The sequence below is a fragment of the Halosimplex salinum genome (assembly GCF_003730195.1).
Classification (GTDB): Archaea; Halobacteriota; Halobacteria; order Halobacteriales; family Haloarculaceae; genus Halosimplex; species Halosimplex salinum.
Window position 1 is genome coordinate 319168 of the sequence record NZ_QWGG01000002.1, and the last position, 22565, is coordinate 341732.

The window sequence follows — 22565 nt, forward strand, 5'->3', positions numbered from 1 at the left end:
GGCCGGGCCGCGTCACAGCGTCCCCGCCGTCTCCGTTCGCGCCGGTTCGACGCGCAGTCTCTCACGGATTAGAACTGCCCTAGCGGCGTCGCCGCGGCGCGGCGGCCGTGCTACCAACCCCATAAGAAGGAACACGCGGGTGCGAACGTGCGGTGTGATGAGTCTCCGATGAACCGACGCCGATTCCTCCGGGCGAGCGGAGTCGTCGCGGCGGGCGGTCTGGCCGGCTGCGGCGACGCGACGGACGATACACCGCCCGATTCGAACGGTCCGAACGCCAGCGGTACGGACACCGCCGAACCGGGCGCCACGACCGCGACGACGACCGCCCGGTCGGGCGGAACGGCCACCGCGACCGACACCGCGACGGCGACGCCGACGCGCGAACAGCTCAGGACGGACCACCGCTCGCGCGAGCGGTACGGCCAGCCCGGAGCGTCGCTCGCCCCGCTGGACGGCCCCGGTGAGTGGCGGACGGTCGCGGGGGAGGCCAGCGCCTCCGACCGGGGGATCACCGACGCGGGGGGCGTCAAACTGGTCGGCCCGGGCGGAGCGAACGCCTCGATCGCGAAGTCGATCTCGCCCACGGATCTGTCGGACAGGGACCTCTCGGTCGCGATCCGGTCGACGACGCCCCGCGAGATCGCCTTCGTCGTCAGACTGGTCGACGGCTACGGCAACTACGCGGCGCTCTCGCTCCGGAAGCTCTCCTACCAGCCGCCCGACGTGGGCTGGTTCCGCACCTGCCCGGGCGTCTACGCCACCAGCGACCAGGTCCCCGACCTCGCGAACGTCGAGCGGGTGCAACTCGTCGCGCTCAACGCGAGTCCCGACGACGTCGAGGTGTGGGTCGACGACGTGCGGACCCACCCAAAGCCCGACCAGGGGTACGTCGTCCTCAGCTGGGACGACGGGCGGCGCGCCTACGCCGAGGAGGCGGCGCCGCTCCATCGCGAACGCGACCTGCCCAGCGTCGTGACGATGCCACCGACCGTCGACCACGTCGGACAGGGACCGTTCATGAGTCGCGACCAGTTCAACGAGGTCAGCGAGGCGGGCGACGAGGTCGTCGCCCACGGGACCACCGGACGGACGTTCAGCACCGTCTCGGCCGAGCAACTCGACGAGATGCTGGCGCGCAAGAAGCGCTGGCTGCTCGCCAACGACTTCGACGGGAGCGACTTCGTCGTCTACCCCGGCAACAACTTCGACGCCACGTCGCTGGACGTGACCGACCGCTACTTCAACATGGGCGGGATGAACCAGGCGGGCGACGTGAACACGACGGGCGTCAACGGCTTCGACCCGCTGGTCCTCCCGCGGACCATCGGCCACGACCTCGCGGTCGCGAAGACCGTCGTCGACCGCGCCGCCGCCCACCGCAACTGCGGCATCCTCAACTTCCACCACTTCGGCACCGACAACACGATGGACCCCGGCGAGTACGAGCGACTCCTCGACCACGTCGTCGAGACCGACGGCGTCGAGGCGATCACCTTCTCCGACCTCTGGTCGATGCGCACCGAGTAGGCGGCTCCGAGTCGCCGTGCTTCCGCGCCGCCGCGCCGCCGCTTCGCCGTGCTTCCGCGCTGCCGCGCCGCCGCTTCGCCGCCTCCGCTCCGCCACTCTGCCACTCCGCCGCACCGTCACGCCGCCGCGCCTCCGCCCCACTGCCGGGCCCTCGGCGCTTTACGCGATCCCAAAATCATTCGCCGGCGGCCTCGGGGCCGCTGCGGCGCGAACGACGGGACGGCGGTCGGATGCCACCGCGACTCGCGAGCGGGGCGGGACCGCGAGCGGGCGGCCGCCGCCCGCCGATTAGCTGGCCCGTAGAAAAATGCACCCGTCCCGAAGGGCCGGGTATGTTGCCGTCTCGGTACAACCTGACGAATCTGCGCCGGGTGGTGCGCGACCCCCGGCGGCTCCGGACGGAAGCGGCAGCGCTCGGCTCGCGGCTCAACCGGGCCGTGGCCGCGCGCCGGCACCCGCCCGGGGACGCCGTGGCCATCATGGACGAGGACTGGGACAACTGCTTCGTCCTCGACGCCTGCCGCTACGACCTCTTCGCCGAGCGTCACGACCTGCCCGGCGAGTTGCGGAAGGTCACGTCTCCGGGCTCGCAGAGCCTGGAGTTTCTGGAGCACAACTTCGCCGGCGAGACCCATCACGACACCGTCTACGTCACCGCGAACCCCTTCGCCACGCGGCTCGACGACGGCGTCTTCCACCGCGTGGTCGACTGCTTCGCCGACGAGTGGGACCCCGACCTGGGGACGGTCCCGCCCGGGGCGGTGGCCGACGCGGCCCGCGCCGCCCGCGAGCGCTACCCCGAGAAGCGCCTCCTCGTCCACTTCATGCAACCGCACTACCCCTTCATCGGCGAGACGGGGCGCTCGCTCGACAGCGGCGGCGTCACCGGCCACGTCACCGGTCAGGCCAAGACCGACGAACCGACAGATTCCATCTGGGACCGCCTCGCCGCGGGCGACGCCGCCGTCTCGACGGAGGCCGTCTGGGCGGCCTACGCGGAGAACTTCGACCTCGTGGCGGAGTGCGCCGCCGACCTCGCGACGCCCCTCGGCGGCAAGACGGTCCTCACCGCCGACCACGGGAACCTCTTCGGCGAGCGCCAGTGGCCGGTCCCGTTCCGCCGCTACGGCCACCCCGCCGGCCTGCGGGTCCCGGAACTCGTCGAGGTGCCGTGGCACGAGCTCCCGGCCGACGAGCGCCGGACCGTCACCGCCGACCCGCCGGAACAGACCGACGACGTGGCGAGCGACACCGTCCGGGACCGCCTCGACCACCTCGGCTATGCCTGAGGCGCGCCCGACGGCCGACGGTCCCCCGGCGACGAGCGACCGCCGGTCGGCTGTCGACCGCGGGCGCGTCCGGTCGACTGCCGACCACGGGCGCGTCCGGCGCAGAGGTGGCCCCGCGTGAGCGACGGCGGGGACGTACGAGGGTCGTCGATGCTCTCGATCCTGCGCGGGAGCTCCATCTTCACCGTCGGGACGCTCGTCGCGCGCGTGTTCGGCTTCCTGCTCACGCTCGCGCTCACCCACGCCGTCGGCGCGGTGGCCTACGGGGTGTACGTCTTCGCGAAGAAACTGATCGCCGTCAGCGCCGGTCTCGCGGACCTGGGCGCCGACAAGGCGGTCCTGCGGTTCATGCCGAAGTTCGAGGACCACCCCGAGCGCCGGGGCGCGGTGCTGACGCTCGGACTGGTCACCTCGCTGGTCGCCAGCCTCGTCGCCGCCGCGGCCCTGGCGGTCGCCGCTCCGGCCATCAACGCCTACACGCTCGACGAACCGCTGTTCACGGACGCGCTCCGGGTGTTCGCGGCCGTGCTCCCCTTCTACACGCTCCGGCGGGTCGTCACCGCGACGTTCCGGAGCCTCGAACGGCTGGAGTACACGGTGGGCGTCAACAAGGTGGCGCTGCCGGCCGCCCAGGTCGTCGCGGTCGGGGCGGCGTTCCTCCTCGACGCGTCGCTCGTCGGCGTCGTCGTCGCGCTCGTCGTCGCCGGCGTCGCCGTCTTCGCCGGTTCGTTCGCGCTGCTGTTCGCGCGGACGGACCTGCGACCGCGCCTCGCCGGCACCCGCGACGTGGCCGCGGAGTACTACGACTACTCGCTCCCGCTGACGGTCTCGCGCGCCGGGTCGCTCGTCTACAGCAACGTCGACGTGCTCATGCTCGGCGTGCTCGCCTCCGGCGCCGCGGACGTCGGCATCTACAACGTCGCGCTCGCACTCGCCAGTCTCCTCGCGCTCCCGCTGATGGCGACCAACCAGGTGTTCCCGCCCGTCGCCTCCCGCCTCTACGAGGCGGACAACTACGAGGACCTCGAATCGATCTACGGCTTCCTCACTCGCTGGATGTTCGGCATCGCCCTGCTCGGCGGCGCGGCGCTGATCGTCTTTCGGGTCCCCGTCCTCGCACTGTTCGGGTCGGAGTTCACCGCCGGTGCCACGGTGCTCGTCGTCCTCGCCGTCGCGAAGGTCGTCAACGTCGCCGTCGGTCCCAGCGGCTACGTCCTGATGATGACCGACCACCAGTACCTCAACGTCGTCAACCAGGTGAGCACCGCGCTCCTCAACGTCGTCCTCAACTACGTGCTCATCCTCCGCTACGGGATGGTCGGCGCCGCGGTCGCCACCGGTATCTCTATCAGCGTCGTCAACGCCGCCCGCATCGTCCAGGTGTGGTACTTCGAGGGGATGACGCCGTACTCGCGGCGGTACCTGGAGCCCGTCGGCGCCGTCGGGTACGCCACGGTCGCGATGCTGGCCGTCCGCGCCGCCCTGGACCCGCGCCTCGGCGGGCTCCCTCTGATCCTCGTCGGCGGGCTCGTCGGTCTCGGGACGTTCGGGGCCGCGATCTGGGCGTTCGGGATCGACGACGCCGACCGCGAGTTCGTCGACCGGACCCGCTCGCAGGTGGGCGACTGACGCCACGAGCGCGCTCGCCGTTCGCGGTCGCATCGGGACCGACCGACGCGGGCGAGCCCGCGTCGGACTTCCGGTTCCGCTACGGTTAACCGGTCACCGACCCCGTTTCGGGTATGGAGTACACGAAGCTCGGCTCGACGGGGCTCGACGTCTCGAAACTGTGTTTCGGGACCTGGCGATTCAACAAGACCGGGAGCGACGGGACCGTCGAGACCGACCGCGAGCAGGCCCACGAACTGCTCGACACCTTCGCGGCGGCCGGCGGTAACTTCGTCGACACCGCCAACAGCTACGGGAACGGCAAATCCGAGCAGTGGATCGGCGAGTGGCTCGCCGACCGCGACCGCGAGGACTACGTCATCGCCTCGAAGGTGTACAACGCGGGCGTCAGCCGCTTTTCGAGCAACCTCTCGCGCAAGAATATCCGCGCGGAGATCGAGGGGTCGCTCGACCGGCTGGACACCGACTACCTCGACGTTTACTACATCCACCGCTGGGACGACGACACGCCCATCGCGGAGACGCTCCGGACGCTCACCCGCCTGGTCGAGGAGGGGAAGGTCCACTACCTGGCGGCGTCGTCGATGGCGGCGTGGAAGCTCATGAAGGGGCTCGCCACGAGCGAACTCGAGGGTCTGGAGCGGTTCGAGGCCACCCAGCCGCGGTTCAACGCGGCCGACCGGCCGCAGGACTATCTCGACGTCTGCGCCGACCAGGGCGTCGCGGTCTGTCCGTACTCGCCGCTCGACGGCGGCTTCCTGACCGGGAAGTACGAGCAGGGCGACGCCGACGACGACTCGCGCGCCGCGTTGCACGACTGGGACATGGAGTTCTCCGACCGGCAGTGGCGCGTGCTCGACGCCGTGACCGACGTCGCCGACGAGGTCGACGCCACGCCCGCGCAGGTCTCGTTGCGGTGGCTCGTCGACCAGCGCGAGTTCACCTGCGTGCCCATCTTCGGCGCGCGGACGACCGAGCAGATGGAAGAGAATCTCGGCGCGATGGACGTGTCGCTCTCGGCGGAACAGTACGACCGCATCGCCGACGCGTACCACGACTGACCGCCCACCTCGACCGCGGCGCCGGCTCAGAGATAGCCGAGTTCGGCGAGCCGGTCCCGGGTGTCGTCGTCGACGCCGCCGTCCAGGCCGTCACCGCCCGCCGCGCCACCGCTCCGCGCCGCCGCCTTGGCCTCGCTCGCCGTGCCGTCGAATCGGTCGGCCGCCCAGGCGGGGACGGCGGTGTCGTCGCTCCGTCGCGTCTGCGAACAGGGCCCGCCGTCGAGGGCGTACCGCTCGCTCGCGCCCCGCGAGTCCCAGACGTACTTCTCGCCGTCGTCGTATGCACACCGGATCAGCCGATCCCAGTGCTCGAACTCGTCCTCGCGGCCGGGTTCGTCGAGCGGCCCGACGGTCGTCCCGACGCCGACCACCTCGGCGACCGCGCGGTCGGTGAACGGCGACGGCACCTCGTCGCGGGCGAACGCCGCCAGCATCTCCCCCAGCGCGAGGTGCGAGAGGTACCCGTCGGCGTCGCGCGCGACTCGCTCGAAGCCCTCGGGCGGGTTCACGACGCACAGCGGGACGTGGAGCAGGCCCTCGGTCACCGACGACTTGTGGTCGACGAGCCCGTCCTCGTCCGGGTAGCCCAGATTTTCGCCGTGGTCGGCGGTGATCACGACCGTGGTCTCGCGGTCGGTTCGCGCGCGCAGGTCCGTCACGAGGTCGGCCACGCGACGGTCGAGATAGTCCACGGCGGCCCCGTAGAGGTCGCGGTAGTGGCGCAGGTCGCGCTCGTGCTCGGGCCCGAGCCCGTCCAGGTTTATCTCCCACTTCGACAGCTCCGCCGAGTGCCACCGGGGCGGGGCGTCGTGGAGGTCGCCGTCGAACCCGTAGGTCGGGCGGAGCGGGACGTGCGCGTCCATGACGTTGGCGAAGAGGAAGAACGGCTCGTCGGTGCGGTCGACGGCGCGCTTGGCGTCACGCGCGACGACGCGGGCGCCGTTGTCGAACAGCGCCGGCGTCGGACCCCGCTTGGCCAGGCTGTCGAGCTGGGCGAGAGCGCCGTTCGCGAGGCTCGCCAGTGGATGCTCGTGCGACAGCGCCGCCTGCAGGAAGCCCGCGTAGAGCGCGGCCCCCGTGCGGTCGTCGGACCGGTAGAACGCCGCCGGGTCGAGCCCCTCGCTGAATCGCGCGTCGGGGTTCACGTCGGTGAACTCGTCGAAGCAGTCCGCGAAGCCGAACGCGGAACTCGCCTGGACGTTCGCGCTGACGCCGAGCGCGGCGTGGTCCGGCAGGTCGGCGAGGAACGTGTCCGCCCGGTCGACGCCGGCGAAGTCGACGTTGTGCGTGTGGGCGCCGTGGCGGTGGGGCAACTCGCCGGTGAGCATGCTGGCGTGGCTCGGCGTGCTCCAGACGCTGGCCGCGCGGCACTCGGCCACGTCGACGTCGGCGAGCGCCTGCAGGCGGGTCGCGTGGCGGTCGAAGACGTCCTTGCGGACGGTGTCGAGGACGACCAGCGCGACGTTGCGCCGCCCCATCACAGCACCCCCTCGGCCTCAAGGACGCGGTGTTTCTCCGCGCAGTACTCCGTCCAGGTGGGGACCACGGACACGTCGTCGGCCCCCGGCGTCTCGTCGGCGTCGAGCAGTTCGTCGAGGCAGTCGACCCACGCCTCGGTCCGGGGCTCGGCCACGGCGACGCCGCGCTGGTCGCCCAGCAGTTCCTTCACGAACGTGTCCGCCGAGAGCGCGAGCTTCGTCCGCATGCCGTAGGCCTCCAGCGGCGCGAGGCCGTAGGACATCCACGCCGGGCAGGCGAAGGCGTCGGCCGACTTGTAGTGGGCCGGCAGTTCGTCGTCGGGGATGTAGCCGGCGAACCTGACGTCGTCCTCGATGCCCTCGTCGCGGACGATCTCTCTCAAAGTCTCCTCGTGGGAGCCGGTGCCGCCGATAACGAGTCCCACGTCGTCACGTCGCTCGCGGAGGCGCGCGAACGCGCGCAGGAGGAGGTCCAATCGCTTGCGCGGGTCGAGGCGGCTCAGCGCCAGCACGACGTGTTCGCGGTCCATCAGCTCGACGTGCGGCGTCTCGTCGTGGTCTGCCAGCCACTCGTCGGCGACGCCGGGGTGGACGACGACCGGGTCGACGTCGTAGAGCACTTCGAGCTCGGCGGCGACCCGGTTCGAGCCGGTGAAGACGACGTCGCAGGCGGCCATCGCCCGGTTCTGGAGCCACTCCTCGATCTCGGCTTTCCCCCGCGGGACGAGCGCGTCGTCGATGTCGGACTGGAACTCCGAGTGGCCGGGCACGGCGTCGATCAGGTCGTCGAAGCCGTCGTCGCGGCGGTGGGGGAGCAGGCGCGGGTTGTCGCGAAACCAGAGAATAGACCCGTGGACGTGGGTCGTGAAGGGCACGTCGAGGTCCGAGAACGCTTCGACGAGGTAGATCTGGATGTTGCGGTAGTGCGTGAAGAGAACGTCGGGGTCGACGTCGGGGACCGTCGCGAGGAGGCCGCCGGTCTCGGTGACGAAGTCGGCGATCCCCGAGGCGGTGTCCGGCGCGCTGTAGGTGCGGACGGAGACGTTCGCGGGGAGGTCGAACTCGTCGAGGAACGAGTCGGAGTAGTCGGCGGTGACGAGCGTGACCTCGTGTCCGACCCCGGCGAAGTATTTCGCTTCTTCGATGACGAGCCGTTCCGCCCCTCCGGACTGGAGAGGTATCGAAACCATCCCGATATGCATCGAGTCCGACTACCCGCCCACCGCACTTCCTTATCGGTCCGATAAGCGCGCGTCTCACCGGATTAGGCGGTGCGAACCGACGGGGGGCGCATCACGGTGCGAACCGGCCGTGGTCGCGTCACACTGCGAACCGACGGTGACCGCGTCACACGTACCCCAGGTCGCGGAGGCGCTTCTCGACGTCGACGTCTCCCCCGTCGTCGGCCGGCGCCCCCGTCGTCTCGGGTTCGTACGTGCCTTCGTCGGTCGCGCTCGTCTCGATCCACGGGACCGTCTTCACGACCGGGTGGAGGAACGCCTCGCGGTGGTCGACGTCGCCCCACTCGCCGATGGCTTCTCCGTGGTCGGCCGTGATCGCGACGGTCTCCGCGTCGAGGTTCTCCAGCGCCAGGGCGACCTCGTCGAGGACGAGCCGCAGGTTGTCGAGGTACAGCTCCCACACCGTCTCGCGGTCGGCGTCGCCGCGCGCGAAGGCGTCCAGCGGCGACCGCTCGAGGGGCGTGGGGTCGCGGTCCTCGGCGAGCGCGCCGGCGAGGTAGGGAGCGTGGGGCTGCATGAAGTGGGCGATAACCCGGTCGTGCTCCTCCGAGCGCGACACGTCGACGAGTCGGTCGGTGACCCGTCTGGGCGGCACGTTGCCGAGATCGTCGTCGTGGCCGTCCCGCCAGACCATGTCGAGCCGGCCGAAGTCCGCGGCGTCGACCGCGTCCCAGGCCGGTCGGCCCGGGACCTCCCGCTCGTAGGGCGGGACGTCGCCGTCGACGAACAGCATCTGCGCGTGCGTGTTCGCGGTGAGGTACGCGGTGTCGGCCACCTCGCGGCGTCGGTCGCCGGTGAAGGTCTTCGCCAGCCACTCGAAGGAGTGGCTCCCGACCGAGACCGTCCGTTCGATCCGGTCGGCGTCGAGGAAGTCGTACTCCGGCGCGACCGCGCGGAGCGCGTCGACGCGGCAGGCGTCGAGCACGAGCAGCGCGTCCCACTCGCGGTCGTAGACGTTCGTCCCGAGGGGGTATCGCGACGTGATCGTGTACCAGGTCCCGAGGTACGCGTCGTAGGCGCGGCGCGCGGCGGCGTAGGACAGGCCCGAGCCGCTCCGGGCGAGTTCGGCGATGTTCACGGGTACCGGTCCGTAGCGGCGGCGGGCCCTTCCTTATGCACGCGGTAAGTCACTCGGGGCCCGCTTCGCGGCCGGGCGGTCAGTCCTCGCGGCACTCGTGAGCGGCCGCCTGCGTGAGCGCGTCGTGCAGGCGGAGCGCGTGCCGGACCGACAGGTCCTCCGACACCGGGGCGGACAGGCGCGCGGCCACGTCGTAGCGCTCGTAGACCGCCTCGCGGTCCGGCCACGCCGACTCGAACGGCGAGAGGAACGGGAGCAGTCGCCGGAGGAACGACTCGGCGTAGTTGAGCAGGGGCGCGTCGTGGGGGCGGTCCGGCGGGTTGTGGCGGTCGATCGCGGGGTCGAGTCGCTCCATCGCCGCGCGGAACGTGTCCGGCGACCGGTGCTCGGGCGGGGTGCGGAGGTGCCAGTCGAGGAGGCCGCTGTCGACGGCGACGAACGATTCGAGGAAGTTGTCCGCCAGGTGCGTCCGGAAGGGCAACACCGGCTGGTTGCGGATGGCGAGGAGGTCCGTGGCGTTGTGGTCGGTCGCCGCACGGTCCCGGCAGGCGTCGAGTTCGCTCCCCAGCGACGAGCGGAGGAACGCGGCCGGGTCGTCGACCTCGACGTCCTCGAAGACGCGCCTCGCCGACCGCGTGAGGTCCCGGCTGTCCGGGGCCGAGAAGCCGAGCGTGTCGAGGAGCGAGTCGAACGGGTCCGGGTCGGTCGCCAGACGCCGCCACGGGAGGCGCTTGCCGGCGATCTCGACGGCGTCGCGTTCGAGGAAGAAGCCCTTGAAGAGGGTGTCGTACAGCAGGCCGTGGTACACCGAGTCGACCTCGATGTCGTCGGTGTAGCCGGCGTGGTGGACGTGCAGGGACTCCTTGATCGACTGGCTGTAGCGGCTCTTGGACGGGTCGAGCGACAGGTAGCGGTCGTCGGTCTCGAGGACCCGGTGGTCGGCGCCGTACTGCTCCGCCACCCGCCGGGCGGCGGCGACCTCCTGGTCGTTCGGCGAGCCGACGGTGTAACAGCGGCTGACGGCGGGGAGTTCGGAGAGGAGGACGCGCGAGTCGTAGCCGGCCGAGAGGAGGAGGCCGGTCTCGCCGGGGTAGTCGCTCCGGCGGTCGATGGCGGTGCGGAGGCGGTTGGCCAGTTCGGCTGCGTAGTCGAACTCCGCCGGATCGTAGACGAAGCGGCGAAACTCCCCGTGGCCGTCGCGGGTGACGTACCCGTCGAAGGGCGCCCGACGGGTCCGCTCGAACAGGGTCTTCTCCCCGAGCACGGTCCCGAGGTGGAGGAACTCCAGCAGGGCGGTGCGGCGCACCTCCGGGTCCGGGACAGTCTCCTGGACCGGCGTCGGATCCGAGCCGAAGACGCGGGTCCCGGGAGCGTCGGTGTAGAAACACTCCCACGAGCGGATGGGGTCGGTGGCGACGAGCGCGTCCTCGCCGTGTTCGAGCGCGACGAGATAGGAGCCGTTCAGATCGGCGAACGCCGCAGCGCCGCGCTCGGCGTAGGCGTCGGCGAGCCAGGCGGCGACAGCGTCGCCACCGGTCGGACAGTACGCCTCGCCCCACACGACGCAGTGACCGGCCTCGTGCTCGTAGACGTCGCTGCGGCCGGACACGCCGAGCGCGGGGTCTCTGAGGCCGACGGTCAGGTGCTCGCCCGCGACGACGGCGTCGAACGCGTCCGTCTCGCGGTGGCGTTCGAAGGCCGTCCGGTCGCCGAAGACGCCGAACACTTCCTTGCGCATCCGCATCCGGTTCCGGTCGGTGCCGGCCCGGGCGATCCAGTCGTCTTCGCCGGTCAACAGTTCCATCGAACCCCTCGTGGTGTCGCGGAGAGAGTCGCTCACGTCGCCCGTCAATGCTGTCCCTGCGGCGCGAGCACGTCCGAACACGTCACGACGTTCACGTCCGCGCCGTCGACGTACTCGAGCAGCGCCGCGAAGTCGCTCTCGGAGATCTCGCCCGCCTCCGCTCCGATCGCGTGGTGGTTCAAAACGAGGTGCTGGCCGAACTCGGCCGCGTAGTCGACGTACTGCCTGACCCGGTCGGTGTTCGCGGCCGCGATCCGGCTGTTGTAGTAGTCCGTCGTGGCGGGCCGTCCGTTGGGCATGCCGCCGAAGGTGTACAGCGAGTCGTGGACGTCCCGGACGATGCGCATCGTCGCCGGCCCGACCATGTTCTTCGGCGTCAGGAAGTGGCGCGCGCCCGCCTCGAACCCCTTGTCCACGAGGAACCGCTTGTTCCCCTCGATGACGCTCCGCTGTTTCGCCGCGGACGACTCCGTGAGGAGCTTCTCCCCGACGTACGGGTGCGAGGCCATGTCCCAGCCCGCGTCCGACATCTCGCGCATCATCCCGACGTCGAGCCGGTCGCCCCGGTAGACGGCGTCCGAGATGACGCCCTCGACGCCGCTGAAGCCGTACTCCTCCATCAGCGGGAACGCCGTCTCGTAGTGGCTCTCGTGGGTGTCGTCGAACGTGAACGTCACGGACCCCGCGTCCGGGGCGTCCGCGAGCCGCACGTCGTCGACCGACACGTCGATAGCGGCGTCGTCCTGGTCGCGGCGCCGGGCGACGAGTCGGACCTCCTGGACGGCCGAAAGGTCGGGATCGCCGCGGACCGCCGTGACGCCCATGTCCGAGCGGACCCACGTCCCGACGGGTCCCGGGAACGTCCGCGTCATCCTGACCATGTTCGACTCGTCCGGGGCCAGCAGCGCCACCGAGAGCTTCGCGATCGCCGGCGCTCGCACCTTGACGGCCAGGGAGACGTTCTTGCCGTCGAAGTCCCGCGGCTCGCCGAACGACGTGAACGCTCCCGCGAACGCGTCGTCGCCCGACGCCCGCAGCCGCATGGACTGGGACCCGGCGTAGACGCCCTCGAGCTCCGGTTCGACCGTCCCCTGGTCCGAGAGTGCGTACCAGTACTCGAGGTCCTCGAAGCCCTCCAGCCGGTCTCCCACGTCCGTTCGGGGGACCGATGCGGTACCCGTGCGGCCGGCGGGCGTCGACGTACTCGTCCCAGTGTCGGGCGCGCCGGCGGTGGTGGCGTCCGTCTCGCCGCTGGTCGCGGCGTCCGTCTCGGCCCCGGTCGCGACGTCGGTCCCCGCGTCGGTCCCGTCCGTGGGCGTGACGACGCCCGGGTCGTTCCGGCCCCCGACACCGGCGCAGCCGGCGAGGCCGACCGCTCCGACGGTCGCGAGGAAGGCTCGTCTGGACTGTCTCATCTGGGTCGTCCCCACGCCGCCGATCCACTTACTTATCGGTCGCGTAGGCCGCCAGCGGGTCGCCACCGCCCTCCCCGGTCGCTTCTCACTCGCGCGCCGACGCGCCGCCCGCACTCACCGCCCAGATCGCCCGGTTTCGCCGTCGACGACGGGCTCTGACGGCGACTATCGGGGGCCTAAACGACGGGGACCGACCGCTCGGATCCGTCGCGGTCCGCGTCGAACCACCGGGACAGTGATCGCGCTACTGACCGTTTCGCCGGCAAAATCGGCCGAAACAGTCCGAAACGGTCGAGACTATCGAGGTCATTCATCACCCCCAGCCACGGTCCATGTCCCGTGACATCTGAACTGTCTTCCACGCGGCTCGACCGGCGATCGTTTCTGAAATCCGGGAGTGCGGGACTCGCAGGGGTGGGGGTGTTCTCGGGGGTCGCGTCGGCGTACCACGAACTCGACGACGAGTACGGCACCTCGCTCTACGTGACCGACTACGGCGCCGACCGCACCGGCGAGGAGTCGGTCGTGGACGTGATCGAGGACCTCGCGGACGACGACACGCTCCTGAAGTTCCCGTCGGGGCGGTACTACATGGACCGCAAGGTCCGGTTCACCGACTTCGACCACTTCGGGATGGCGGGGCTGGACGCGACGCTCGTCCCGGCTCACTTTCACTCCTTCGCGGACGATTCGAACAAACTGTTCCGGCTCGGGACCCCGGAGGTGCCGGGGAACGACCTCCACATCCAGAACTTCACGGTCGACTTCACGGCCGCCGACACGGGGGTCAGGGTGTTCGACGTCGCCGTCGACGACGGGCTCACGGTGAAAAACATCGACATCCGGGGCCGCCACGACAGCGGCACCTGGGGGCCGGCGCTGTTCCGCATCACCGACGGCGGCGGCGAGGGGGTCGTCCAGGGCTTTCGCGCCCCGGACGGAGCGGCGGCGACGTGGCAGACCCCGGGCGACCACCTCTGGCGCGGGCCGACCGGCATCCTCTGCTCGTGGGCCCACGAGGGGACGATCACCTTTCGCGACTGCGTGCTCGGCGGCTTTCCCGACAACGGGCTCTACGCCTCGGGCGGCAGCGGCAGGGTGAACGTCGAGGGCGGTCGCTACGCCAACAGCGGCACCGCGTCGCTCCGGCTCGGCGGCCGGCGGGTCTCCGTCACCGGCGCGACCGTGGTGGTCGACGACCAGCCCTGGGACATCCCGCAGGAGGGGATCCGCCTCGACCACGGCGAGTGGGTGGTCGTCGACGACACGACGGTGTCGATGCCCAACCCCACCGGCGAGGGGATCAACGTCGGGAGCGAGGTGGACGGGGCGTTCGTCAAGCACTCGGACGTGACCGTCGGCGAAGACGCGTCCATCGGCGTCCACGTGAACCCGGGCACTGGACCGACGTACCTCGAGGACGTGGGCGTCGAGATGCGCGACAGCAACAACGCGATCCAGATCGGGGCGGGCGGCGGCGGCGAGGTTGGGCTCTCGAACGTCCGGATCACCGGCGACGCCGGCGGCGAGACGATGCGCCACGCTATCCGCTGTCTGCGGAACGGCTGCGAGTTCCGGAACGTCACCATCGACCAGACCGGCGGGAACAAGCGCCGCGGCATCCTCCTTGCGGGGCGAGACGCCTACGTCGACGACTGCGACATCGCCGTCGCCGAGCGCGGCCTCTCCGTGAAGGACGAGGGCGCCTGGATCGAAGACACCCGTAGCGTCTCCTACGACGAGGACCGCGCCTCGATCAAGATATTCGACGACGTCGCGGACTACCGACTCAAGCACAACGACTTCCCCAACGGGATCGACGACTGAGCCCGATCCGTCCCCGTTCGACGGCTCTCCGATACGCATCGTGGCGAATACGGGCCGTGTGCCGGCGCTTACGGACGAGATAATAATGGCGTGGGGTCGCGACGTTCCGGGCAATGCCGACTGTGAGCGTCGTCATCCCGACGTACGACCGCGCGGATATCCTGCCGCGCGCGATGGACAGCGCCCTCGGACAGACGTTCGCCGACCTCGAACTCGTCGTGGTCGACGACGGCTCGACCGACGAGACCGAGTCCGTCGTCGCCGACTACGACGACGCCCGGGTCCGGTACGTCGCCCACGAGACGAACCGCGGCGGGAACGTCGCCCGCAACACCGGAATCGAGGCGGCCGAGGGGGAGTACGTCGCCTTCCTCGACTCCGACGACGAGTGGAAGCCGACGAAGCTCGAACGCCAGATCGACCGTCTCGACGCGGACGATACGGACTGGGTGGCGGCCTACTGCGACTTCGAGACGCGGTGCGAGGGGCCGGCGGCGCGGCTGGAGTCGCTGGCCGCCGGGCTGCTCGCGCGAGCCGACGGCGACCACCCGACCGAGGGCGGCGAGGAACTCGTGGGCGAGATCCTGGCCGACCGGCTCCACCCGGGCGCCGGGTCCACGCTCGTCGCGCGGACGGACGTCGCGCGCTCGGTGGGCGGCTTCGACGAGGAACTCGACCGGTTCCAGGACCCCGAGTTCGTGCTCCGACTCCTCGACGAGGGGCCGCTCGCCCACGTCGACGCGCCGCTGGTCGTCCGTCACGACACCGGCACGCCCGCGGCGGAGACGGTTACGGCCGCCGACCGCGAGTACCTCGAGAAGTACGCCGACGCCGTCGAACGCGCCGAGGAGCGCGGATTCGACGTCAGGGGTCGCCACGACCTCATCCTCGCCAAGCGACACCTGGCCGAGGGGGCGTTCCGCACCGCGGTCCGACACCTCGCCGGCGCGACGGTGCCGGGCCGGCACGTGCCCGGCCTCGTATGGGCCGCTGCGGGGGGCCTCCGGCGCCGAACCGACCGGCGGACCGCGCTGACGGGGGCGCTCGCCGCCGCGGTCCTCGTCGTCCTCGCGCGGCGTCGGTGAGGGCAGCCCCGCTCGACCGCGGCCGGACGGCTCGACGCGGGATTACGCGCACGATAAGTAAGGAACCCCTGCGCCTACCGGCGATCGGATGAACGAACGCGGACACTGGTCCATCGACCTGGTGGCTGTGGGGGCGGCGACGGCCGCCTGCGTCGCCGGCGTCGCCGCCGGCGTCGACGGCATCGCTCGGATACTGATCGCCGCCCCGCTGGTCCTCTTCCTGCCCGGCTACGCGCTCGTCGCCGCCCTCTTCCCGGAGCGCGCGGCGAGCGGCCACTCGCTCATGCCCTTCGACGAGTTCGAAGCGGCGTCGCTCGGCCCCAGCGAGTACCTCCGGGACGGCGCGGGGCTCGGCGCCGAAGGCCGGATCGCCCTCTCGGTCTGCTGTAGCGTCGCGGTCGTCCCGCTGGTCGCGCTCGGCGTCGACGTCGCCGGCTTCGGCATCCGACTCCGCCCCCTGCTCGCCGGCGTCGCCTGGACGACCGCGATAGCGCTCCTCGCCGCCGCCGTCACTCGGTTGCGGATCGACCCCGAAGACCGGTTCGCCGTCGGATTCGCGTTCCCGAGCGTGTGGTATACGCCAGGCCGAAATCGTATACACGAGGCTACGATCCCCAACGTTCTGCTCGTCGTCGGGCTCGTCGTCCTGTCGACGAGCGTCGGCTACGCGGCGGTCGCGCCCTCCCAGTCCGAGGGGTTCACCGAGTTCTACGTCGAAACGAGCGACATGACCATCGACAGCCAGGCTAACTACCCCGACACGTTCTCCCGCGGCGAGGAGTCGACGCTCGACGTGTTCGTCGGGAACCGGGAGGGATCGCACACCGATTACACGGTCGTCGCGGAGCTCCAGCAGGTCGACAGGGGAGCGGACGGCAACGGGACGGTCACGGTCACCGACCGGCAGCGCCTCGCGACGCGCGACGTGAGCGTCCCGGCGAACCAGACGGAACGCACTCCGCTCGCGATCACCCCGAACCTGTCCGGCGACGACCTCCGGATCGTCCTCCACCTCTACCGCGGCGACTCGCCGGAGAACCCGACCCCCGATTCGGCCTACCGGTCGCTCCGGCTCGACGTCACGGTCTCCTGATTCGCCCGGCGGCCGTCTATCTGCATTCTCCTACTCTCAACGTTTCCGCACTTCCCGTTCCGACCCGACGCCGTGGCGACACCGAAGTACCGTTCTCCGTTGGTCGCTCATCCGATGACGCGCCCGACGGGCGGCGGACGGAAGCGCTACGGACGGGAAAGATCGTCCCGGTGTCTATTTCTCACGGTGACTGAACAGGCAGGAGCGGCTCCGTTGAAATCCTCCGAAATAGACCTGTTTTGACTACCTACGGTCAGTACAGGCGAGCGATGTAACGGGGGTTGTCGTGACCTACCCGGTGTCTGTCAGAACTCGCGTGCTGAATACAGAGGCTGGATTTAGCAGAGGTGCAGTTCCAGAGACGTTCTCCTCGCCCCCTCATGATGGCGAGAAAATATAATGAAAATTCATGGCTAACTATTTGCTCTCCCGTAACGTATCTAGGACCTGTCTTGCTATGACAATACAGGCAAACCCGGTAGATGGTAATGCAGTTATAGACTTCCGAGAGAGACATCACACTCCCGTCCTCCGGCCTGACAAAGCGGGGAACACCCATGACCGCTGAGGACCTCCGCGACACGCAGGCCGCATGGGACGAGGTCGCAGCTGGCTTCGACGAGTACGCCACACCATTGACTATCTCCTTCGCGGAGATGGCCCTCGACAGAGTCGATGTCGGCTCAGGGACGCGGTTTCTCGACGTGGCCGCCGGCAGCGGAGCACTCAGCATTCCGGCGGCACGACTCGGCGCAGAGGTAGTGGCGACCGACATCTCTCCCGCGATGGTTGAGTTGCTCACTGCACGCGCACGGGATGAGGAACTGACCGATATCGAGTCCCGTGTCATGGACGGCCACGCCCTCGAGTTCGAGGACGACACCTTCGATGTCGCCGCATCCCAGAACGGTGTCTCGCTGTTTCCGGACATGCAGCGCGGGCTGCGCGAGATGGTACGTGTCACGAAGCCGGGTGGACAAGTGCTGATTCTCGCGTTTGGTCCGCCGACGGAGGCAGAGTTTCTCACGTTCTTCATGGGGGCAACGCAAGCGGCCATTCCTGGGTTCGATGGCCTCCCGATGGACCCCCCGCCCTTACCGTTCCAGGCGGCGGATGCCGAGAAGCTGCGCGCACAACTTGCTGACGCTGGACTGAACGATATCCGCATTGACACCGAGACGTGGGACATGGAGATCCAGTCCGCCGAGCACCTCTGGGACATGGTGGTCAACAGCAACCCAATCGCCGCAACACTGGTCGCCGACCTGACCGAAGAGCAAATAGCCGAGGTTCAGAGAATCCTGGACACCAAACTCCGTGACCGTTCCGGAGGGAGCGGCCCTGCCGTCCTGACCAACCGGATGCATATCGCTGTCGGGACGAAGTGAAAACGCTGGCCTGGCCGACAGTATCGAGTACATTACTCAGTTCACGTGGTCGAGGTCAGTACTGGACACGGCTGAAAGATACGCGCCCTATATTCAGCACGACACTCTGAACACTACCGATTTTCGACAAGGTGGCCAGCGGTCAATTCGCAGTCTTCGTTGACCCGCTATTTCACGTGAAAAGCTGTCTGAAGAATGGGATTTAAACAGAGCCGTGGGAGCTGGTTTTCGCGGCGACGAGGGAGACCAGACACGGCTTCACCACCCGAATCGATAGCCGTGAATCCGGTTCGAACAGCACACGCCCCGCCTGTCCACGTTCGGATTGGGGCTACGATGGCGATCATCGCAGTCCTCGACGGTGCATTCAGTACGGCGCTCGTCCCGGGATTCGGCGAGTACCCTGGACGGTTCTCGACGCGGCGCTCCCGGTGGGGTCGGTCCTGACGGACGCTCCCTCTCGCCGACCGCGCCGAGAAGAGGTCGCGTCTCTGTGACGATCGGTTAGTCCCATTCGTTCCGAGTACGTTCGTCCGTACCGCCGCGCCGCTCACCGTGTCTTTGCCTTTCACTCGTGCCGAAAAACCAAGACCGACCGGCCGCCGCGTCGCAGTGACCCGCGGGGAACCGTCGTCAGGAAGGCGCGGTACAGAGCGCCACGTCTCCGTTGGCGTAGAGGACGTTCTGGTTCGGTCGGCAGACCCGCTCGCGGGGCACGTTGAGCGCGTGTCCGTTCCCGGCGACGAGGAAGAAGGTCGCTTCCGTCGACTGGGCGCGGCGGTAGACGGTGATGTCGTGTTCGGAGCGCTGGCTCTCGTTGAGGACGGCCACGTCCGTCGGGTGCGAATCGATCCGGTCGATGACGGTCTGGTAGGGGTGGTCCGTGAAGATCACCTGATTGGGGCGTATCTCCTGGCCCCGGGGTCTCCCGGTCATGTCGCCGATCGTGTGCGCGGCGGTGATCTCCGACTCCGTGTAGGCGAGCTCCTCCCGGTCGTCCTCGAACACCGGATTGTCGACGGTGGCTTCGCCCGAGAGTATCATCGCGCCGGGGTAGACCGCGACGAAGAGGAGGAGGACGGCGGCCAGGAGCGGTTTCGCGAGGTCCCGCGAGAGGTGGCGGAAGCCGACGGCAGCGAGGACGGCCATCGGGGCGTAGAGGAACGCGAACCACCGCGTCGGGATGAAGTTTCGGATGCCGAACATCGGCAACAGCATCACGAACACGAGCATGACGGCCGCCGACACCAGGAGCGTGAGCACCGACTGGCGGGCGTGGTCTCTGGAGACCACGTAGAGACAGCCGACGAACGTCGCGAACAGCAGGAACAGGAACCCGAGCGTGTCGACGTACAGCGCGACCTGCTCGATCAGCGTCGTCTCCGGCCCGCCGGCCGACCCGGACGATCCGCTCGCGAGGTTGAGAAAGCCCGCGCTCGTTCGGACCGTCTCCTCGAGGTAGCTGAAGACGGTTTCGAGGAACGAGTTGCCGTTGTACGGCGTCAGCGACCACATGAACGTGACGAAGCCGGCGTCGAAGACGAACAGCCCGACCACGTTGACCGTCTCGCGCTTCGTGAAGCGCAGCGGTCGGGTCGGGTCGAAGACGCCGAGCGACCCCAGCACCTGCGCGACGATGGCGGTCAGCAGCGTCACCAGCATGATGAACGACGACACCTGGTGGGTCAGGATGACGACGACCGTGAGGAAGACGAGCAACAGGAAGTCGCGGCTGCCGTACTCGGTGCGCATCACCCTGACGAGCGCGTAGAGGACGGCGAGGTAGAACGCGAGCCCCATGCTCGTCGGGATGAGGTGCATCCCCCACTGGACGGTGTAGTCGCCGACGGCGTACAGCGACGCGGCCAGCACCGCCCACCGCTGGCGGACGAGCAGCCCGGTCGTCAGGTAGACGAACACCACGGAGATCGGCATCGCGACGCCGAGCGACAGGTACAGCGCCGCGCGGAGGGGGACGTCGTAGAGGAAGGAGGCGGCCGCGACGAGCAGGTGGTACAGCGGCGACGCGTAGTACTTGTTGCCGGCCATCGCCGAGAGCGAGTGCTGGGTCGCGACCCGGTCGGCCAGGATCGGCACGTGCGACCAGATGTCGATACCGATGAATCCCGGCGTGGTGGCCAGCGCGGTGAAGCGGAGGACGGCCGCGAACAGGACGACCTGGACGAGCGTCAGCCGCGGCCGGAAGTCCTCGTCGCTGGCGGCCAGCGGCTGGACCGTCAGCGCGGAGGCGACGACGGCCGCGACGAGGTAGAACGGCAGGGTCCGCCCGCCTTCGACGGTCGCGACGACGACGAGCAGCCCCATGGCCGCGAACGATAGCCCGGGCAGCGAGCGCGCGACGGTCGTCGGCAACAGCGGCGGCGCCGTCGCCTCCCGCGGCCGGTACACGGCGATCAGGTAGAGCGCGCAGGCCAGTCCGAGGACGAGGGGGATCGTCAGGATGTAGATCTGCGAGGCGAGAAAGCGAAGCGGGAACAGCGCCAGCGCCACCAGAAGCCCCCCGAACGCCGCGAGCACGTCGAGGCGGACGCCGCTCGACCGGTCGGCTCCGAAGCTAGACATTGGCGACTGCCTCCCCGCGTCCGACGCGGCGATACACTTCGGCGAGTCGCTCGCCCATCCGCTCGATCCCGAGGCCGTCGACGGTCGATCGCCCGTCAGAGCGGCGCTCGCCGTCGAGGACGGCCTCGAGCCCGTCGACGAGCGCCGCCTCGTCGTCGCAGACGCGGCAGTTGGAGACGCCCGAGAGCGTCTCGCGGACGAAGCCGACGTCCGTCGACACGACGGGCACGTTGCACGCGGCGGCCTCCTTGACGACCATCGGGCCGGCCTCCCGGGTCGACGTGACGAGCACTGCGTCGCTGGCGTTCATGTACAGCGGGACCGCCTCGTGGGGAACGCCGGTGAGGATCCGGAGGTCGGCGTCGACGTCGGCAGCCGCTACCGCTCTGCGTGCGCGCGGATAGTCTTTCTCCGGGCGGGCGGGGTCGTAGGGGAACAGGACGACGCGCTCGTCGGGGTCCCAGCCGACGCGTTCGCGCGCCTCCGCTCGCGGCACGGGGCGGAATCGGTCGAGGTCGACGCCGAAGGGGACGACCGGGTGGTCGCCGGGAACCGCGGACGCGCAGGCGCGACTCGGCAGGACCACCGCGTCGGCGGCCCGGGCGGAGAGGCGGCTGAGGCCGGTGAGCCACCTGCGGTCGCCGAGCAGGTCGGTCCCCCAGGGCGTGAACACCACCGGGCGGGTGGGCTGGGCGAGTGCGAACGGCGCCGTCAGCCCGTAGTTCGCGTGGACCAGGTCGTACTCGTCCAGACTGTGGTTGAGGACGCGCGGCAGGTAGCGGGCGTAGTCGGCGGCCGTCCGCGGGGAGTCGGGCTCGTACTCCCCTGGCACGCCCACCGCGGTGCAGTCGATCCCGCGCGCCTCGAGCGCGGCCAGTTGCTCCTCGAAGAACGACCGCGTCGTCGTGTAGAGATGGAGGGCGCGCATCTGTCACGCCCCCGTCCGGCGCGCCCGCTCGGCGACTGTCTCGCGGCGCCCGGTCTCCCCACCGAGACTGGTTCTCGACCCGTGACCCCCTGTGTCGTCGTGTTGTGTCGTCGTCATTCGTTCGGTGTCCCGGGGCGCCGCTGTCGCGCGGCGCTCCGTCTCTGGTTCGGGCGTCGCTCGCGGCGTGGTTTATTATAGAGGCGGTAAGCGAGCCGCACCGACAGCCACCACCCGCCGTCGCCCCGACCGCGCTGCTTACCATCTCGCTAACGCCGGTCTCCGGATCTGTCCGCCCGTTCGATCTCCCGTCCGCTTGCTCGATTTCCCGTCCGTTCGCGCGACTCCCCGTCCGGCCGCGAAGCGGCTGTCGCCGCGAGCAGTGCGACGGACCGCGTTTTCGCCGACGCCCCGCGCTTCGCCGACGCCCCGCGCTTCGCCGTCGCCCCGCGCTCCGGGGTCGCTTCCCAAGATCGAGACGGACTCCGTGGGTTCCGGGACTGGTCCTCGGTCACGTCGGCACTGTCTGCCGGTCTCGTCGCGTTCGTCGGCGGGCCGGCGTCACCGGCCGTCGAGGAGTCGCCAGGCGGCCACCGGGCCGGGCGCGCCGTCGGCCAGCCAGAGGAGGCCCACGGCGGTGACGAGCCCGATCTGCACGACGAGCAGCGGGCTCGGGTCGAGCGAGAGGATCTGGTAGAGGTACCGGAGGAAGTACACGAGCGCCCGTTCGACCAGCCCGCGCTCGGTCACCGGGCCCGGAAACGAGGCGACCGGCCAGAGGACCCGACCCACGGGGACCGGATCGCCTCGCAGGACGGGATAGACGAGGTCGCCGGCGAGGTGCGAGAGCCAGCCGATCCCCGACGCGGCGACGGCTCGCTCGCCGCGCCCCTCGCGGACCGCGACCGCGGCGGCGACGCAGAGCGCCGGCCCGACGACGAGCACCGAGTGAGCGGGCCCGTAGCCGACGGCGAGCACGTCCAGCGACCAGGCGAGCGGTTTGTCGACGAGGTCTGGCAATTGGGTCGCGAGAGCGAGCAGCAGGACGCACCGACCGCCGGGGGCGTGTCCGTCGACGGCGTGAACGACGACCGAGTAGCACAGGTAGCCGACGGCCAGGTGCTCCCAGGGCCACATCA

General features: G+C 69.8%; 16 protein-coding genes. 8 read left to right on the top strand and 8 right to left on the bottom strand.

The annotated features are described in order from the left end of the window. The first annotated feature begins 168 nt into the window (after positions 1-168). From D1409_RS06890 to D1409_RS06905, 4 genes are all read left to right on the top strand, one after another. Positions 169-1530, top strand: a complete 1362-nt coding sequence (locus D1409_RS06890) for a polysaccharide deacetylase family protein (protein WP_123535421.1) — start codon at positions 169-171, stop codon at positions 1528-1530. 332 nt (positions 1531-1862) lie between these two features. After that, a complete protein-coding gene (locus tag D1409_RS06895) occupies positions 1863-2819 on the top strand; it encodes a hypothetical protein (RefSeq protein WP_235853524.1) in 957 nt (318 codons plus the stop codon). Positions 2820-2936: 117 nt separating this feature from the next. Next, the gene (locus D1409_RS06900; protein ID WP_164471595.1) at positions 2937-4448 is read left to right on the top strand and encodes an oligosaccharide flippase family protein; all 1512 of its coding nucleotides are present in this window, start codon (positions 2937-2939) and stop codon (positions 4446-4448) included. A gap of 113 nt (positions 4449-4561) precedes the next feature. Next, complete coding sequence (locus D1409_RS06905; RefSeq protein WP_123535425.1) at positions 4562-5509, top strand: aldo/keto reductase; 948 nt, start codon at positions 4562-4564, stop codon at positions 5507-5509. Positions 5510-5535: 26 nt separating this feature from the next. Here the strand turns inward: D1409_RS06905 and D1409_RS06910 are convergent, their stop codons facing one another. The 5 genes from D1409_RS06910 to D1409_RS06930 form a co-directional block, all read right to left on the bottom strand. Then, positions 5536-6987 (bottom strand): sulfatase-like hydrolase/transferase, encoded by a 1452-nt coding sequence (locus D1409_RS06910; RefSeq protein WP_123535427.1) that lies wholly within the window; start codon positions 6985-6987, stop codon positions 5536-5538. Then, positions 6987-8177, bottom strand: coding sequence for a glycosyltransferase family 4 protein (locus tag D1409_RS06915; RefSeq protein WP_164471596.1), 1191 nt, complete (start codon positions 8175-8177; stop codon positions 6987-6989). The genes D1409_RS06910 and D1409_RS06915 overlap by 1 nt, the downstream gene beginning before the upstream one ends. 157 nt (positions 8178-8334) lie before the next feature. Then, positions 8335-9306 (bottom strand): alkaline phosphatase family protein, encoded by a 972-nt coding sequence (locus D1409_RS06920; protein WP_206424995.1) that lies wholly within the window; start codon positions 9304-9306, stop codon positions 8335-8337. 79 nt (positions 9307-9385) lie between these two features. After that, positions 9386-11110 carry an asparagine synthase-related protein gene (locus D1409_RS06925; protein ID WP_123535431.1) on the bottom strand — a complete coding sequence of 575 codons (1725 nt, stop codon included), beginning with the start codon at positions 11108-11110 and terminating at the stop codon, positions 9386-9388. A 44-nt stretch (positions 11111-11154) separates the two neighbouring features. Then, the gene (locus tag D1409_RS06930) at positions 11155-12525 is read right to left on the bottom strand and encodes a polysaccharide deacetylase family protein (protein ID WP_123535432.1); all 1371 of its coding nucleotides are present in this window, start codon (positions 12523-12525) and stop codon (positions 11155-11157) included. A 339-nt stretch (positions 12526-12864) separates the two neighbouring features. Here D1409_RS06930 and D1409_RS06935 point away from each other — a divergent pair, with 339 nt between their 5' ends. From D1409_RS06935 to D1409_RS06950, 4 genes are all read left to right on the top strand, one after another. After that, positions 12865-14352, top strand: a complete 1488-nt coding sequence (locus D1409_RS06935; RefSeq protein ID WP_164471597.1) for a hypothetical protein — start codon at positions 12865-12867, stop codon at positions 14350-14352. Positions 14353-14465: 113 nt separating this feature from the next. Beyond that, positions 14466-15437, top strand: coding sequence for a glycosyltransferase family 2 protein (locus D1409_RS06940; RefSeq protein WP_123535436.1), 972 nt, complete (start codon positions 14466-14468; stop codon positions 15435-15437). Between the two features lie 88 nt (positions 15438-15525). Continuing rightward, positions 15526-16530 carry a DUF1616 domain-containing protein gene (locus D1409_RS06945; protein ID WP_123535438.1) on the top strand — a complete coding sequence of 335 codons (1005 nt, stop codon included), beginning with the start codon at positions 15526-15528 and terminating at the stop codon, positions 16528-16530. Positions 16531-17087: 557 nt separating this feature from the next. Next, positions 17088-17918, top strand: coding sequence for a class I SAM-dependent methyltransferase (locus D1409_RS06950; RefSeq protein WP_123535440.1), 831 nt, complete (start codon positions 17088-17090; stop codon positions 17916-17918). A 633-nt stretch (positions 17919-18551) separates the two neighbouring features. Here D1409_RS06950 and D1409_RS06955 read toward each other — a convergent pair. The 3 genes from D1409_RS06955 to D1409_RS06965 form a co-directional block, all read right to left on the bottom strand. Beyond that, a complete protein-coding gene (locus D1409_RS06955; protein WP_123535442.1) occupies positions 18552-20501 on the bottom strand; it encodes a hypothetical protein in 1950 nt (649 codons plus the stop codon). After that, the gene (locus tag D1409_RS06960; RefSeq protein WP_123535444.1) at positions 20494-21429 is read right to left on the bottom strand and encodes a glycosyltransferase family 4 protein; all 936 of its coding nucleotides are present in this window, start codon (positions 21427-21429) and stop codon (positions 20494-20496) included. Before D1409_RS06960 ends, D1409_RS06955 begins: the two co-directional genes overlap by 8 nt. A 558-nt stretch (positions 21430-21987) precedes the next feature. Then, positions 21988-22563, bottom strand: coding sequence for a metal-dependent hydrolase (locus D1409_RS06965; RefSeq protein ID WP_123535446.1), 576 nt, complete (start codon positions 22561-22563; stop codon positions 21988-21990). Positions 22564-22565 lie beyond the last annotated feature (2 nt).

What these genes read in the sequence shown, in the direction of transcription:
- D1409_RS06955 (WP_123535442.1), bottom strand. Translation starts at nt 20,501, where the DNA reads ATGTCTAGCTTCGGAGCCGACCGGTCGAGCGGCGTCCGCCTCGACGTG.
- D1409_RS06895 (WP_235853524.1), top strand. Translation starts at nt 1,863, where the DNA reads ATGTTGCCGTCTCGGTACAACCTGACGAATCTGCGCCGGGTGGTGCGC.
- D1409_RS06910 (WP_123535427.1), bottom strand. Translation starts at nt 6,987, where the DNA reads ATGGGGCGGCGCAACGTCGCGCTGGTCGTCCTCGACACCGTCCGCAAG.
- D1409_RS06925 (WP_123535431.1), bottom strand. Translation starts at nt 11,110, where the DNA reads ATGGAACTGTTGACCGGCGAAGACGACTGGATCGCCCGGGCCGGCACC.
- D1409_RS06945 (WP_123535438.1), top strand. Translation starts at nt 15,526, where the DNA reads ATGAACGAACGCGGACACTGGTCCATCGACCTGGTGGCTGTGGGGGCG.
- D1409_RS06965 (WP_123535446.1), bottom strand. Translation starts at nt 22,563, where the DNA reads ATGTGGCCCTGGGAGCACCTGGCCGTCGGCTACCTGTGCTACTCGGTC.
- D1409_RS06950 (WP_123535440.1), top strand. Translation starts at nt 17,088, where the DNA reads ATGACCGCTGAGGACCTCCGCGACACGCAGGCCGCATGGGACGAGGTC.
- D1409_RS06905 (WP_123535425.1), top strand. Translation starts at nt 4,562, where the DNA reads ATGGAGTACACGAAGCTCGGCTCGACGGGGCTCGACGTCTCGAAACTG.
- D1409_RS06915 (WP_164471596.1), bottom strand. Translation starts at nt 8,177, where the DNA reads ATGGTTTCGATACCTCTCCAGTCCGGAGGGGCGGAACGGCTCGTCATC.
- D1409_RS06940 (WP_123535436.1), top strand. Translation starts at nt 14,466, where the DNA reads ATGCCGACTGTGAGCGTCGTCATCCCGACGTACGACCGCGCGGATATC.
- D1409_RS06890 (WP_123535421.1), top strand. Translation starts at nt 169, where the DNA reads ATGAACCGACGCCGATTCCTCCGGGCGAGCGGAGTCGTCGCGGCGGGC.
- D1409_RS06960 (WP_123535444.1), bottom strand. Translation starts at nt 21,429, where the DNA reads ATGCGCGCCCTCCATCTCTACACGACGACGCGGTCGTTCTTCGAGGAG.
- D1409_RS06930 (WP_123535432.1), bottom strand. Translation starts at nt 12,525, where the DNA reads ATGAGACAGTCCAGACGAGCCTTCCTCGCGACCGTCGGAGCGGTCGGC.